Origin of the sequence: Streptomyces sp. NPDC017225 (assembly GCF_044331465.1) — a bacterium.
Lineage (GTDB): Bacteria > Actinomycetota > Actinomycetes > Streptomycetales > Streptomycetaceae > Streptomyces.
Genome location: NZ_JBIRNE010000018.1, coordinates 45,366 through 58,631 on the forward strand (window position 1 = coordinate 45,366; position 13,266 = coordinate 58,631).

Annotated in this window: 18 protein-coding genes; 11 read left to right on the forward strand and 7 right to left on the reverse strand. The window is 69.9% G+C overall.

The genetic code is table 11. The annotated features are described in order from the left end of the window. Positions 1-2 precede the first annotated feature (2 nt). Entirely contained in the window at positions 3-1,190 is a 1,188-nt protein-coding gene (locus ACH4NX_RS30235; RefSeq protein ID WP_398129446.1) for an MAB_1171c family putative transporter, read from the reverse strand. After that, positions 1,187-1,729: a regulator component gene (locus ACH4NX_RS30240; protein WP_398129447.1), complete on the reverse strand. Its 543-nt coding sequence runs from the start codon at positions 1,727-1,729 to the stop codon at positions 1,187-1,189. Before ACH4NX_RS30240 ends, ACH4NX_RS30235 begins: the two co-directional genes overlap by 4 nt. A 340-nt stretch (positions 1,730-2,069) precedes the next feature. On the opposite strand from ACH4NX_RS30240, the gene ACH4NX_RS30245 reads away from it, so the two are divergent. Beyond that, complete coding sequence (locus tag ACH4NX_RS30245) at positions 2,070-2,918, forward strand: helix-turn-helix domain-containing protein (RefSeq protein WP_398129448.1); 849 nt, start codon at positions 2,070-2,072, stop codon at positions 2,916-2,918. 35 nt (positions 2,919-2,953) lie between these two features. On the opposite strand, the gene ACH4NX_RS30250 is transcribed toward ACH4NX_RS30245, so the two are convergent. Further along, entirely contained in the window at positions 2,954-3,391 is a 438-nt protein-coding gene (locus tag ACH4NX_RS30250; RefSeq protein ID WP_398129449.1) for a Secondary metabolite protein, read from the reverse strand. A 426-nt stretch (positions 3,392-3,817) separates the two neighbouring features. Here ACH4NX_RS30250 and ACH4NX_RS30255 point away from each other — a divergent pair, with 426 nt between their 5' ends. The 9 genes from ACH4NX_RS30255 to ACH4NX_RS30295 all read left to right on the forward strand — a co-directional run bounded on the left by ACH4NX_RS30255 (position 3,818) and on the right by ACH4NX_RS30295 (position 10,865). Then, on the forward strand, positions 3,818-4,144 hold the full coding sequence (locus ACH4NX_RS30255; RefSeq protein WP_398129450.1) for a transcriptional regulator: 327 nt from the start codon (positions 3,818-3,820) through the stop codon (positions 4,142-4,144). A gap of 1 nt (position 4,145) precedes the next feature. After that, positions 4,146-5,165 (forward strand): hypothetical protein, encoded by a 1,020-nt coding sequence (locus ACH4NX_RS30260; protein WP_398129451.1) that lies wholly within the window; start codon positions 4,146-4,148, stop codon positions 5,163-5,165. After that, positions 5,165-5,869 carry an ATP-binding protein gene (locus tag ACH4NX_RS30265; protein WP_398129452.1) on the forward strand — a complete coding sequence of 235 codons (705 nt, stop codon included), beginning with the start codon at positions 5,165-5,167 and terminating at the stop codon, positions 5,867-5,869. Before ACH4NX_RS30260 ends, ACH4NX_RS30265 begins: the two co-directional genes overlap by 1 nt. 118 nt (positions 5,870-5,987) lie before the next feature. Next, positions 5,988-6,545 carry a WhiB family transcriptional regulator gene (locus tag ACH4NX_RS30270; RefSeq protein ID WP_398129453.1) on the forward strand — a complete coding sequence of 186 codons (558 nt, stop codon included), beginning with the start codon at positions 5,988-5,990 and terminating at the stop codon, positions 6,543-6,545. Beyond that, entirely contained in the window at positions 6,542-7,603 is a 1,062-nt protein-coding gene (locus ACH4NX_RS30275; protein WP_398129454.1) for a DUF2637 domain-containing protein, read from the forward strand. The genes ACH4NX_RS30270 and ACH4NX_RS30275 overlap by 4 nt, the downstream gene beginning before the upstream one ends. 101 nt (positions 7,604-7,704) lie before the next feature. Continuing rightward, a complete protein-coding gene (locus ACH4NX_RS30280; RefSeq protein WP_398129455.1) occupies positions 7,705-7,929 on the forward strand; it encodes a hypothetical protein in 225 nt (74 codons plus the stop codon). Beyond that, positions 7,926-8,582 (forward strand): MobC family plasmid mobilization relaxosome protein, encoded by a 657-nt coding sequence (locus ACH4NX_RS30285; RefSeq protein ID WP_398129456.1) that lies wholly within the window; start codon positions 7,926-7,928, stop codon positions 8,580-8,582. The genes ACH4NX_RS30280 and ACH4NX_RS30285 overlap by 4 nt, the downstream gene beginning before the upstream one ends. Beyond that, entirely contained in the window at positions 8,582-10,354 is a 1,773-nt protein-coding gene (locus ACH4NX_RS30290) for a relaxase/mobilization nuclease domain-containing protein (protein WP_398129457.1), read from the forward strand. Before ACH4NX_RS30285 ends, ACH4NX_RS30290 begins: the two co-directional genes overlap by 1 nt. A gap of 106 nt (positions 10,355-10,460) precedes the next feature. Then, the gene (locus tag ACH4NX_RS30295) at positions 10,461-10,865 is read left to right on the forward strand and encodes a hypothetical protein (RefSeq protein ID WP_398129517.1); all 405 of its coding nucleotides are present in this window, start codon (positions 10,461-10,463) and stop codon (positions 10,863-10,865) included. A 358-nt stretch (positions 10,866-11,223) separates the two neighbouring features. Here ACH4NX_RS30295 and ACH4NX_RS30300 read toward each other — a convergent pair whose 3' ends face one another. The 3 genes from ACH4NX_RS30300 to ACH4NX_RS30310 all read right to left on the reverse strand — a co-directional run bounded on the left by ACH4NX_RS30300 (position 11,224) and on the right by ACH4NX_RS30310 (position 12,291). Next, complete coding sequence (locus tag ACH4NX_RS30300) at positions 11,224-11,553, reverse strand: esterase (protein ID WP_398129458.1); 330 nt, start codon at positions 11,551-11,553, stop codon at positions 11,224-11,226. An 89-nt stretch (positions 11,554-11,642) separates the two neighbouring features. Continuing rightward, positions 11,643-11,855, reverse strand: a complete 213-nt coding sequence (locus ACH4NX_RS30305) for a hypothetical protein (RefSeq protein WP_398129459.1) — start codon at positions 11,853-11,855, stop codon at positions 11,643-11,645. 88 nt (positions 11,856-11,943) lie between these two features. Further along, the gene (locus ACH4NX_RS30310) at positions 11,944-12,291 is read right to left on the reverse strand and encodes a DUF317 domain-containing protein (RefSeq protein WP_398129460.1); all 348 of its coding nucleotides are present in this window, start codon (positions 12,289-12,291) and stop codon (positions 11,944-11,946) included. A gap of 218 nt (positions 12,292-12,509) precedes the next feature. Between ACH4NX_RS30310 and ACH4NX_RS30315 the strand changes: the two genes are divergently transcribed. Then, positions 12,510-12,773: a hypothetical protein gene (locus ACH4NX_RS30315; protein WP_398129461.1), complete on the forward strand. Its 264-nt coding sequence runs from the start codon at positions 12,510-12,512 to the stop codon at positions 12,771-12,773. Positions 12,774-12,777: 4 nt separating this feature from the next. On the opposite strand, the gene ACH4NX_RS30320 is transcribed toward ACH4NX_RS30315, so the two are convergent. Continuing rightward, positions 12,778-13,263 (reverse strand): hypothetical protein, encoded by a 486-nt coding sequence (locus ACH4NX_RS30320; RefSeq protein ID WP_398129462.1) that lies wholly within the window; start codon positions 13,261-13,263, stop codon positions 12,778-12,780. Positions 13,264-13,266 lie beyond the last annotated feature (3 nt).

The window sequence follows — 13,266 nt, forward strand, 5'->3', positions numbered from 1 at the left end:
CCTCAGGCTCCAATGGGTTTCGGCTGGCCGTCATCGGCGACACGCCCGTTACGGCTGGCGTAGGCGCGCGCCACCAGGAGGAGCCACTCTGTGTCCGCGCGCAGGTCTCTGCGGGAGGCGGCCACCGACGAGGGCGGGGCAACGTTGTCAGGGACCCGTCCGGCCTTCAGGCCGACCAGCGCTGCTCTTACGACGGCTGCCTCGACCACAGCGGCGCCTCGCACCGTTCCGGCGTCGACAGTGCCCTGAACCGTTTGCTGCACCTCGAGGGGCCGGTAGGGCCGCAGAGCGAGGATGCCGTCGCTGATCTCGATGACCCGCCGCTGAAGCAGGAAGTCCGAGTCGGTCGCCTCGGCCGATGAGTTCTCGGCGTCCACGGACGAGAGGGCGATATGCGGCATCGCGGCCGACAGGTCCTGCCACAGGGGGCCGAGCTTCTCGAAGGACTGCACCTCCCAGCGCCGGCGGCGGGCCTGGTTGATCGGGTAGGCCACAGCGGGCAAGGTCAGGCCGAGGCAGATCAGCAGGACGGCGAGCGCCGGAGCGGTCACGCTGAAGGCACATCTGCCGCCGAGCGAGGGGCACTCCGAATTGCCGTCGATGATGCCCAGCCCGAGGCCCAGGCCGACGAGTCGCGTCAGCTTGTAGGCGACGTAGACCAGGGCGAAGACGCAACCCGCCGCTGCCATCCGAAGGCCTGTCCGGACGCTGCCTCGCCGTGTCGAGTTCGACTGGCGTACGGCTTGCGTCAGGAAGTCGACGACCGCGAAGCCGAGGTAGGAGACGTAGGGGAGCAAGTAGAGCGCGTACACCTGCGGAGAACGGTGGGTCAGCCCCTCGATGGCGAACAGGACGGTCATGCCGGAGACCGCCGCGACGAGGAGGGCGAGGCGCAAACGGATTCGCTGCCGAGCCTCCTCGGGATCCAGGTTGAGCTGGAGGATGACGGCCACGACCGCCGTGGCAGCAGCCAGTGACGCACAGTTGCTCAGCAGCCGGGCGACGTGCGGCACGATCGTCTCGACGGCGTCGTCGACCAGCGGCGCGTAGGAGGCGAAGGCCAGGGCGAAGGCTCCGAGGAGCGCGCCCATGGCCCATGTGCCAGTCGGACGGGGCGTCCCTCGACCGAAGACCCAGTAGCCGGCTGCCGCAGCTAGCAGGAGAGCCATGCCAAGGAATACAGCGTTCATCGGCCGAACCGACCCTTCCTGAAAGGCTGGGCGAAGAGCGCGTCCCAGCTGTCCGGTCCCTTTTCCGGCCAGCGGGAAGGAGATTCGCGATCGCGATAGATGCGCCGTCGGATGACCGAGGCCATCATTTCCGCCTGACGTTCGTCGCTTGTCGAGTAACTCGTACGTCCCGACATGCGCATCACCAGGGTGGGGTTCACCCCGAGGGCACGGGCCGTCTTCGCGTCGACTTCCAGGTCTCCCGGGTGATCGCAGTACACGTGACAGAGCTCGTGCGTGAGGATGTGCCGCTGATGGTGTACAGAGGTGCCTTCCTCGTAGAAGAGGAGGTCCGCCTCCGGGGTTTCCATCCGTATGCCGCAAGGCGCATTGACGGCGCCGAGCGTGGTCAGCGGTTTCAGGATGATCGGTTTCCCGTGCTGTTCGGATATCGCGTCACGCAGTTCCCGCGTGCTGAAGCGGTACGGCAGGCGCAGGAGATCGACCTGCTCCTCGCACCAATCGCGCAGTCGACTCTCGTCGTTCTCTGGCAAGGGCATGGCAATCCCCCTCGGCCTCGGCTATGTGCCACCTTGCTGGTGAGCGGCCATGAGGATGTCAAGAGGAAGGTGGAACTCGCGCTTCCTGGAAGTCACAGTTCCGATCACGCAAAGTGAGCCGCAAGGGTGCCGCCGACCGGCGTGCGGTATGCCTTTCGATCTTTCCGGAAACGATCTGATGCCGACCGGCTCGGGGTGGCGTATCGCGCTGTCAGGTTGATTGAAAGATTGACCACCCGTTATGTCTGACTACGCTGAATGACTGATCCATGATCCGTTGGCGGTGTTTCGGAGGGTGTTGTGGCACATGTCACCCGGCGACGGTCTCTAATTTCAGGTCATGGACTCTCGGGGTGGGTGGGTCGAGGGCAGTGACAGCAACGGTGAGCCGCTGCCTGCGCTGCTGCGATCATGGCGCAGGCGTATAAACCCCCTGAAGATCCCGGGTCTGGTGGTCGCCGGGCGAAGGGGTGAAGGGCTGACGCAGAGCGATGTGGCCCGCCTGGCAGGGGTGAGTGTCCGTTGGTACGGGGCCTTGGAGCGCGGCGTTGAAGCCGACTACTCGGCCGACTTCCTGGACCGGGTCTCGTCCGCGCTACGGCTGAACCCCGCAGAACGCCGCGCTCTGTACCTGAAGGCGGTCGGCCGCCCACCGGCCCTAGCCACACCGCCGGAAGAGGGTGAGGCGGTAGAGATGGACGCGGCACTGCTGCAGCAGTTCCTGGACAATCAGGCCCCCGCCCCCGCCTTCGCGACGGACCTCGAATGGAACGTGATCAGCCACAACCAGCCGTTGCGGGACTGGTTCCCCTGGGCCGCCCACCGGGCCGCCAATCAGATGCGATGGACGTTCTTGGCGCCGGAGGCTCGTGAGCAGCTCGTGGCCTGGGAGCAGGACTGGGCACGCCCCTTCTTGGGGCAGATTCGCTATGAACGGACCCATCACCCGAAGAACCAAGCGCTCCTGCGCCTGGAGCGGGACATCCTGACGGGGTCGCCGGCTGCGCGGGAGATATGGGATCGCCGTGAGGTGGTCGAGCACTCCCATGGCGCCCTACGCCGACTCAGGCTGCCGTATCACGAGGGTTGCGAGGTGGCTGTTCGCATCGTCGCCTTGCGCCCGATGCGCAGCGATCTCCTCCGCGTGGTCGTACTGATGGAGGACCGCCGTGGAGTCGGTGGCGCCTGAATCCGGGCAGGTGTGTGCCGCGTTCCGGCAGGGACTTACTCGTCGTCGAGCAGTTCCGAGTCTGCCGTCTCCGGCACCCCCTCGAGCCGACGGGCCTGGTTGATCACGGTGGTCAGCATGTCCAGGCTCTCCGGGCTGAGCCCGTTGGCGCGCAGGGCGATCCGGCGCACGCCCTGGTCGCGCATAGCGGCGACCACTTGGATCTCGGCGCGCTGGCGCTCGGCCTCCCCCTCGTCGAAGAAGTAGCTCGGCTCCACCCCGAAGAAGCCGGCCAACGCCCGGATGGTCTGCATCTTCGGGTTCTTGTTGACCCCGGTGCGGAGCTGCTGGATGGCGCTTGCGGAGATTGCCACGCCGGAGGCGTCGCGGATGCCCTGAGAGACCTCCGCGTACGTGTACGAGCCGCGTCCCGTCGGGTGCACCGTCCGGAATAGGTGGTCGAGCAGCTCCGCGAAGCTCTTCTCGGTCGTCATCCCCTGCCCTTCGTCATGACCGACATCCTATCCACTCCAGTGGTGATTGCGTCCAGCCTTGGCCCGCCCACTACCACCGCAGTTGACGATGACGTGCCATTGCAGTGTACGTTTGCCCTCGAAGTCGTCCACTTAAGTGTTCCGCACCTGGTCGGAGTGGGTCTAAAGGGTCTGGACTTGTGCCAGGGGTCCCCATATGGTCTGGTCCCGCGCAACCGGATCACTGGCCGGGGACGGAACAGGAGGGAAAGGGTGATGTAGGTACACGGACCATGAACCTGCAGGGTAAAAGTGACCGGCGCCCGGGAGCTACCAACTCCCAAGCGCCGGGCCGGCACCGCTAAGGATGCCAATCACATCACGCGAGCGGCGGGGCTTTTGCACGAGAACCGCCGCACCGCGCTCCTACGAACAACGGAGTATCGCATGCTCGCCCTTCCGAGCGGAACCTCGGCCTGCCCGGATACCGGCCGCCGGCGCCGCCTCGCAGCCCAGCTCGCCGACATGATCCCGGGCGCTGCCACCATCCGGGTCAGCCTCACGGACCCGAAGCAGACGTGGCCCCATCTGCACGCGACAGTCAAGGGCGAGGCCGGGAAGATCATGGAGCCGTCCCAAACCACCGCCAGGGTGGCGGCCCGCTGGATCCTGCGGGTCTGGCCGGAGGTGGACTGGACGCGTCCGCACACCTTCCACCTCGTCGACGCCACCCTCACCCGCAGCGACCTGATCACCACCGTGCGGGGCCGCTGACATGGCGCGGATACGAACCATCAAACCGGAGGCGTTCATCTCCGAGTCGCTCGCCGAAGTGAGCGTCGAGGCCGAGCGGACCTTTTTCGGACTGCTCACCCAGGCCGACGACCACGGCCGCCACCGCGACTCCGCCGCGATCATCGCCGGACTCCTCTGGCCCCTCCGTGCCGAGCACACCTCGGTCCACGTCGAGGACGACCTCCACCAGCTCGCGACCGCCGGCCTGATTTGCCGGTACACCGGCTGCGACGGCCGCCTGTACCTCCACATCGTGACCTGGTCGGACCACCAGAAGATCGACAAGCCGAGCCAGTCGCGCCTGCCCTCCTGCGCGCAGCACCAGGCTGCCGACCGGTGCGCTCCCTGCAAGGGCGCCTGCACCAAGCGGACCGAGGGTTCGTCCACCGCTCCCCGAGGACTCGCCGAAACCTCGCCGAACGCTCCCCGAGCCCTCGACCTGCCCGTGAAAAGGACCTCGACGTCTCCCGGACGCGCGGGCAGGGCTCCCGCTGATCGGCAGGAAGCCACCGACTGCACGGTCGGCGCTCCCGGCCGCGGTGAAACGAAAAACGCAGGTCAGGACGCGCTCCCCGAGGACGCCCCGAACCTTCCCCGAAACGTCGGAGAGGGCTCGGCGCCTGGATCTAGGATCCTGGATCCTGGATCTCTTGTCCCTACGGGGCGCACCGCGCCCGCAGCCACCGTCTCGGCCAACCAGCTCGTCGGCGAGTATCTCGCCGCCTGCGACGAGCGCCCGCCCAGCGACGTGCTCGGGCACCTCGGGCGGATCGCCAAGAAGCTCCTGGCAGAAGGCATCGCCCCGGAGCACATCAGGGCCGGGCTGGCGAATTTCGCGGCCAACCCGAAGCACCCGAGTGTGCTGACCAGCATGGTCAACGAGGCCATGAACGCACGCTCCGGCGGTTTGGCGCGGCCGGGAATCCGGCCTAACGTCCCCGCCCACCAGGCGTGGACCAACCCGGCCAACGCTGCCGCCGCCTACGCCGAGGAGCTGTGATGCGCACCCGCAACCGCGAACCGCAGCTCCTCGGCGAGGTTGCCCGGGACCGGATGGCCCGGATCCTGGCTGCCCGCAACATCGACCCGGCCGCCGTCGCCGCGCTCCCCGACGAGCCCGAGCCGTTCTCCCCGCTGGACGCCCTGCTGGCCGGGATGCCGCCGCGCTACCAGGCGGCCGTCGCCGACCACCCGCAGGTCCTGGCCTGGGTACGGGAGGTCGTCGAGGCGGCCGTCGCCCCCAGCCGGGGAGCCCGGCGGCAGGTCACTACCGGTTCCAGCCTGCTGATGGCCGGGGTCGTCGGCGCGGGCAAGACACACCAGGCGTACGGCGCGGTCCGGCGGCTTGTGCAGAGCGGAGTCGGCGTGCGCTGGCGCGCGACCACCGCCGCCGACCTGTACGCCGACCTGCGCCCTCGACCCGGCGTCGACAGCGAGCGGGAGCTGGAGGCCGTCAGTCGCTGCCCGCTGCTGATCATCGACGACCTCGGCGCGGCCAAGGCGAGCGAGTGGGTCGAGGAAGTGACGTACCGGCTGATCAACCGTCGGTACAACTACGAGCTCCCGACCTTGATCACCACCAATCTGGCGATCAAGGACCTCCGGTCCTACCTCGGTGACCGCGTCACCAGCAGGCTTGCGCAGATGACCACCCGGGTCGAATTCGAGCCAGTCGACCGCAGACGCCGGAGCGCCGCCGGCTGACCCGCCGCAGGCCGTCACCCCGGGCCGCGCCCTCTGCGCGCCGCCCGGAGCACCTTCCCCGACCCAGCGCACCTCTCCGCCGACGCCCTGTGCGCGGAGAGCGATCGGAGTAACCCGCATGACCATTAGCCCTGCCCGCCACCGGTCGCTCGGCGACCACACCTGGCAGGACGAGGCCGTCTGCCAGAGCACCGAGTACAACCCGGTGGACCCCGAGATCTTCTTCCCGGAGCCCGACGAGACCGACAAGATCACCACCGCGAAGGCGCTGTGCAGTCAGTGCCCGGTGCGCCGCGCCTGCCTGGACGCCGCGCTGGAAGGCGGCAACGCCCACGGCATCCGAGGCGGACTGACCGAGGAGGAGCGCGGGCCGCTGCACGAGAAGATTGCCCACCGCCTCGACTACAGCCGCGTCAACGACACGATCGCCGGGCGCGACGTCCACCTCACCAAGGTTGAGCGCCGCGCGGTCGTCTACGCCGCCTTCCGCCACGGGGTGACCGAGCAGCGCCTGGCCTGGCTCCTGAAGATCACCGAGGAGCACGCCCAGAAGCTGTACCGCGAACTCCGCCGCGCCCTGCGCAACCGAGACCTGGACCAGCCCGCGCCGACCACCCCGCCATCCGAGGCCGGCAGCGAGCGCCTGGTCCGCAATGACTTCGGGACGGCGGCATGACCACCACGAGCGTGCTGAAGACGGCGCACATTTCCGGCTGGGACCGCGCAGTCGTCATTGCCCTGGGCGGCGCGGGATGCGCGCTGTCGTACGACGCCCTCCAGCAGATGGCCGTCGCCATTCACGTCCGAGGCTTCCTCACCTACCTCTTCCCCCTGGTGATCGACGGGTTCATCGCCTACGGCATCCGGGCACTCCTGGTCCTCCGTAACGCGCCCCTGCGCGCACGACTCTACGTCTGGACCCTCTTCGGCACGGCCACCGCCGCCAGCATCTGGGCCAACGCGCTCCACGCGGTGCGGCTCAACGAGGACGCGGTCGTCGGCACCGGGCTCCGGCTCGGCGACACGGTGGTCGCGGTGCTGTCCACCATCGCGCCGCTCGCCCTGGCCGGAGCGGTCCACCTCTACATCCTCATCGCCCGGGGCCCGCTCCAGGGCAGTGACCGCGAGGCCCTGGGTCAGGGTGCCCACCTCGGTCAGACCGACCGGCGCGACGCCACCGAGGTCACCCTGACCGACCGGGTCGGTCAGCAGCCGGAGGTCGGTCAGGTCAAAGCCGGTCAGCCGGTCACCGCCCTGACCGACCGGCCACCACTGTCCCTGGACAAGTCGATCCACGCCTCCCGGTCACTGACCGGGGGCAGCGCTCCGGCGGACAGCAGCGACTCGGCCACCGGTGACCGATGTCAGCCGCACGAGACCGCTGACCTGCACGGACAGCTGGACATGGCGCGGCCGACCACAGACCGCCCCGGCACCACCTCGGTCACCGGCGACCAGGACAGCCCGGCGCCGGTCACAGGACCACCGGTCACTCCTCCGCCGGTCACTGACCGAGAGGCCCGGACACCCGGTGACCGGCGGCCCGATCCGGACACCGAGGAGCTGCTGAAGATCGCACGGTCAGCGGTCAGGGCCGAGGACAAGTTGACCCGCAAGGTGGTCGCCCAGGCAATCCGCGGTCAGCAGATCCCGCTCTCCAGCGACACCTTGACCGCCCTGATGGCCCAGCTCCGCGCCCAGCACGGACAGTCGGTCACCTCCGCCCGGACCTGACCGGACACCACGGAGCGGGTGACCGAGCCGGTCACCCTGGCCGGTCGCCCGCTCCGGATACACGCTCCACGCCCTTCCAGAGCAGAAGCGGAGAACACCCGATGCGCACCCACCCGGCCACTCCCGCAGAAGTCGACTCCTGGCTGACCGTCCTGCACCAGCACGGGCACCTCCACCGCGCCCAGTCCGGCCCCGACACCACCTGGATCGTGCAACGAGAGCAGTGCAGTCGCCCCTGGACCCTGCACCACCCGGTCCTGGCCATGGACTGGATCGAGGAACTCGTCCGCGAGATCCAGCAGCAGAATCCGGATACGAGCCGGTGACCACCGACGACCCGGCGGCGACCACCGACGGACAGCAGCGTGACCCCACGACGGCTCCTGGCGGAGCAAGCTATCGCGTACGACGGTCCTACGGCCCGTCGTACGCACTTGCCCCCGCTCGGGAGGGCGAGGGAAGCCCGGCTGGTCCCCGAGCGAGGGCGCACGGGGACCAGCCGGGCAACCGGCACCAGGGGGTGCCGGTCACCGGGGGAGAAGCCGACCGCCGCGAGCAGCCGAGCCCGAGCACGCCCGCCTTCCCCGACCGCGCACCGCGCCGCCGCAGCCGCAACCCGAGCGAGCGCACCCGCAAGACGACCACCCGCCTCTCTGACACCGAGAAAGCCGAGATCGTCACCGCCGCCGCGCAGCGCGGCGTCACGGTCGCCCGCTTCCTCGCCACCGCCAGCCTGACCGCCGCCCGCGGGCGCGCCGCCGTGCACAGCCACGACCAGCTCGACACAGCGATCGACGAACTCGCCGCCCTGCGCACCGGGCTGGCCCGCATCGGCAACAACATCAACCAGATCGCCTACGTCCTCAACAGCGGCGGCCACCCGCGCGCCGGCGAACTCGAGCACGCGCTGCGCGCACTGACCGAGCTTCTGGCCCGCGTCGACGACGTGGCGAACGACCTGGTGACCAGGCGGCTGTGATGGTTCCCGACATCGGACGCGGTTCCCGCACCCACGGACTCCTCGTTTACCTGTACGGTCCCGGAAGGCGTGAGGAGCACACCGATGCGCACCTCGTCGGCTCCTGGGACGGCTTCGCCCCCGACCCCGGCCGCGACACCAGCCTCGATCCCGACCCGAAGGTCACCCTCTCCCGGCTCACCGCCGCCCTGGACCTCCGGGTCAAGCAGGCCGGCGACCGAGCGCCCGTCAAGCACGTCTGGCACTGCTCGGTCCGCACCGCCCCCGGCGACCGGCGGCTCGGCGACGCGGAGTGGAACGCCGTGGCCCAGCGCATCGTCCACGCCACCGGCATCGCCCCGGACGGTGATCCCGACGGGTGCCGGTGGATCGCAGTCCGCCACGCAGAGGACCACATCCACATCGTCGCCACGCTGGTCCGTGGCGACCTGCGCAACCCACGCCTGAACTACGACTTCAACAAGGCCCAGGCCGAATGCCGCCGCATTGAGAAGGAGATGGGCCTGCGGCGCCTGAACGCCGGCGACGGCACCGCAGCGAAGAATCCGACCAGCGCCGAGAAGCTCAAGGCCGAGCGCACCGGCCGACCCGAGACCTCTCGCGAGACGCTCCGCGAAGCCGTGCGCCAGGCCCTCGCCGGAGCCGACGATGAGAAGGAGTTTTTCACTCGTCTGCGCGAGGCGGGCCTGCGGGTCAAGGTGCGCCACGCCCCGTCCGGTGACCCCCTCGGCTACAACGTGGCCCTGCCCGGTGACCGCAACCGCCACGGCGAGCCGGTCTGGTACCCCGGCTCCAAGCTGGCCCCCGACCTCTCCTTGCCGAAGATTCGCCTCCGGCTGGCCGACGGTACCGCCGAGCGAACAACGCCCTCGGCAGCCGACGGACGGACGGTCTGGCCTGCGCCCGCCCGAGAACGACGGAACGCCACCGGCATCGCCGAACGCGCCGCCGTCCTCCTGGACCGCGACGACGACGGCGAAGCCGCCGCCCAGCTCGTCGGCGTCGGAGAACTCCTGGACGCGGTCGCCCAGACTTCCCCGGCCGCCACCCGTACCGAGCTCGCTGCCGCCGCCCGCGCCTTCGAGCGGTCAACCCGCAGCCACATCCGAGCGGAACGCGAGGACACCCGAGCTCTCCGCTCGGCCGCCCGGGGCATCGTCCAGGCCGGCAGCGCGCTCGGCCGGGGCGAGGACGGCGGCACCACCGCCATGCTCGTCTCCACCCTTGTCCTGGTCACTCTCGCCGCCGCCCGCTGGCACTCCGCCCGCGGTCACGCCCAGCAGGCCCACGCCTCCCGCCAAGCCGCCGCGCACCTGCGCACTGCCTACCGCCAGGCCGCCGCCACCCCGATGCGAGCGCTGCACGACCAAGGCCGCGCCCTGCCCGAGGCCCGGCGCCGCACGCACGAGGCCACCCTCCGCGCCGTTCTGCCGGAGCACAGCGTACGAGCGGACGGCATGCCGACGAGGACCGACGCCCTGGTCGCCACCCTTGACCAGGCCGAGCAGGCGGGCCACGACCCCGAAGCACTCCTGCGGCAGGCCATCGACATGCGCGAACTCGACACCGCCGAGGACGTCAACGACGTCCTGGTCTGGCGCCTTCGCCGCATCGCCCACCTCCCCGCCCACCCGGGCGAAGCTCCGCGTCACCCGCAGGCCGGCGCCCGCCCGGCCAAGACCTCGGCCAGCCGGACCAGCGATCGGAACGCCCCCGCAGCGGCGCCGCGCCCTGCCGTCTCCGATCCGAGCAGCCGCCGACCGCGTCGCTGATCAGCTCGTCCGGATAGCCGGCCACTGGCCGACCGGACTCCACGAAATGCCTGGACAGCCGGTTCCAGCGGCTGTTATGGATGAAAATTCAACCCTCGACCGGGAGATGACGCTCGTGCCCAGAACCACCGACCGCACCACGGAGCCGGCACCCGCGCAGCCCGTCCTCCCCGCCGGCACCGACCCCCTGCTGCAGCTCCAGTACGAGACGCAGCGGGCCGACGGCCCCGGCGCGACCCGCTGCGTCGGCCATCCACGCGAACTCGCTCTCGGCGGCATACCCGTGATGTGCTCCGCCTGCCGGGCCCGACGCGACTGGCTGCTCATCAACCACGGCCGCAAGGTCTGGATCCACTGCCGGTGCGGCAACCAGTGGCTCGAACCCGAGATCAGCCGCGCCGACTTCGACGCCCTGGTCGGCGGTCCGAACGGGACGACCTACCCGAGCGTCGAAGCGGGCCTGTTCGCGCTTGGTTTCGACGGCGTCTTCGCCGGCACCTACCTGGAGTAGGCGAGCAACAGACCAAACGCCGAGGAGCGCCACCGATACGTCGGTGGCGCTCCTCGGCGTTTCAGGTGTGGTCAGTCACGCGCGCGCTGTCCGTCGACAGCCCGCCCCGGAAGTCACACCAGGGGCACGCACTCGTCCTCACCCTGGACATGGCCCTCGTAACAGCCTGGACCATCGCCTGCAGGAGGGCCTCCTCCACGGGGGCCCTAGGGACCGACTCGACGGCATTACTGACGATCAAGCCGAGCACGGCGTTGCCCTACTCGTTCGTCGGGATGAGCGTACGCATCACGCGGGTGGGCGTACGGCAAGGCCGCCCCTGCCTGATCGGCGCGGGGCGGCCGAGTGCCGTTCTCGGTCAGACTCCGGCGAGGCGGTTCGAGAGGTCGAGGGCGTCGGTCGCGAAGGCGAGGGCGGCGCACAGGCCGATCGCCTCGTGGATGGTCGGACGGACCAGGCACGGCCAGTCGTCCGGGGCTGCGGGCCAGGAGCCGAGATGGACCTCTGTGGTGGCCAGACCCAGGTGGGCGGTGACGTCCCAGCCGGCGAGGGAGGCGGGCTCCCAGTGCAGACGGATGCGACCGAAGGGGAGGCGGGGAGTTCCGACGGCGAGCCATGTGACGTCGAGCGGGCCGTTGGGTCGGGCGGAGACGCGCCGGACCAGCGCGCCGCGCACGCCGTGTGGCATGGGGCGCACGGCGAGGCCCTGCAGTGGAAGGAGAGGCGAAGGGCGAGAGCGCGGCGAGATGGAAGTCTCCGTGGTGTCGAGGGAACTGGTCAGGCCCAGGCGAGGGCGTCGCGAGCCCCCACCGGGAGGTAGTCCTCTTGGCCGTCGTCGACGATGAACGCCTTGCCGTCACGGACGACGACCTTGGCCGCCACGTAGTGGGCGAAGGGGAAGTCGGGGTTGATGGCGAGGCGAACCGGCAGGTCGGGGTCGAGCTCTTGCAGCTGGTGGAGCAGATGGCCGACGGTCAGGTACTGGGGCAACGGAACCTCCGAGAGCGGTGTGTGGGGGGCCGGGGGCGGTCGGTCCGGAGACGTTGGAGTCAGGGGCCAGGCGACAAGAACGTGCGAGTCAGCGCGAGGAGTGGGCGACGAGGGCGGCGAGGAATCCGGCGACAGCTTCCGCGGGGGTGTAGAGACCGAACTCCTGGACCCACGCGTCACCGTCGGTGGGCTGCACCCGTACGTGCCAGACGACGTCCCGCTTCCAGGCGGTGGCGTCCTCCGGGAGCCAGCCGACGTAGACGCGACCGTCCGGGCTGGTCGCGTGGACGTTGGCCTCCGGGGTGTCGACGATCGCCCAGCCGAGGGCACTCAGAAGGTCGAGTACCGGACCCGCGCAGTGGTCGGAGGAGAGCCAATGGAGGTCGTCCGCTGCAGGGCGGACGACGGCGGGCAAGAGGGTGGCAGAGATGCTCAAGGTTGGACAATCCCTTCGTTGACCTGCGGCTTTCCCGACACCCGTACGTTGGCATGCGTCATGCCGAAGTGCGTAGTCGTTTCCCCGGCGGTGACGTCTGCCGTTGGCGAACTGGGGGCGCCAGCAGATGGCCGACGGCCGGGGAATCAAACGGCGCACGCGGGTTGTCGTACCTGGGTTGCGGCGACGGACCGCACGGGATCGAAGGGGGAGCAGGTATGGCCGAGGCGAGCAGACACTGGGACGGTGCCGGGCTGGAGCGCAAGATCCGCGCTGCCGGGCGGCCTTGGACCGTGGGCGACATCGCGATGGTCGCCGACGGCCAGTGGGGCGTCGGCGCGCAGCCCGCCCGGTGGCCGAACGAGGAGATGGTGGAGCGCCGGGTCGTGGAAGGCCGGCGCATCGAGATGACGATGGAGGAGCTGGCCCGCGCGGTGGGCCCCCGGGCCAAGGACGCCCACCGCGACGAGGGCCTCGCCTGACCGTTCAGCGACGTGGCCCCGTGGCGGGCACCGGCGGCCTGACGACGGCCGAAGGCGTGGGCAGTTCGGGCGCTTGGCCCGGGGCGTGCGGTGCGTGCCCGGAGCGGGCGACAGCGGCCTGGGTCAGGCGAACCGCCGGGGCTCGGGCCGCGGGCGCGGCGGCTTCACGAGCCTCGACCACGCGCCTGATCGCCTGGAGGTACGTACGGCTCTCAGAGTGGGCGACGCGGAGGTTGACTGCCGATTCGGTGATCCGGTCCAGTTCGTAGAAGTCCGGCACGTACCCGGGCCGGGTCAGGGCGTGTAGACGGTCCTGGTGGACGGCCACCGCGTTGTCGGTGATGGCCAGAGCTGTCCGGGTGTGCACGGCCGCGCGCAGTAGCGGGTCCTCACAAGGGCGGCGGACTGCGAGGACTTCCAGAGCTTCGATGGGCTGGCCCCAGGCTTTCTCGATCAGGGCGGTGGCCTGGTCGAGCATGGTGGTGGGCATGAC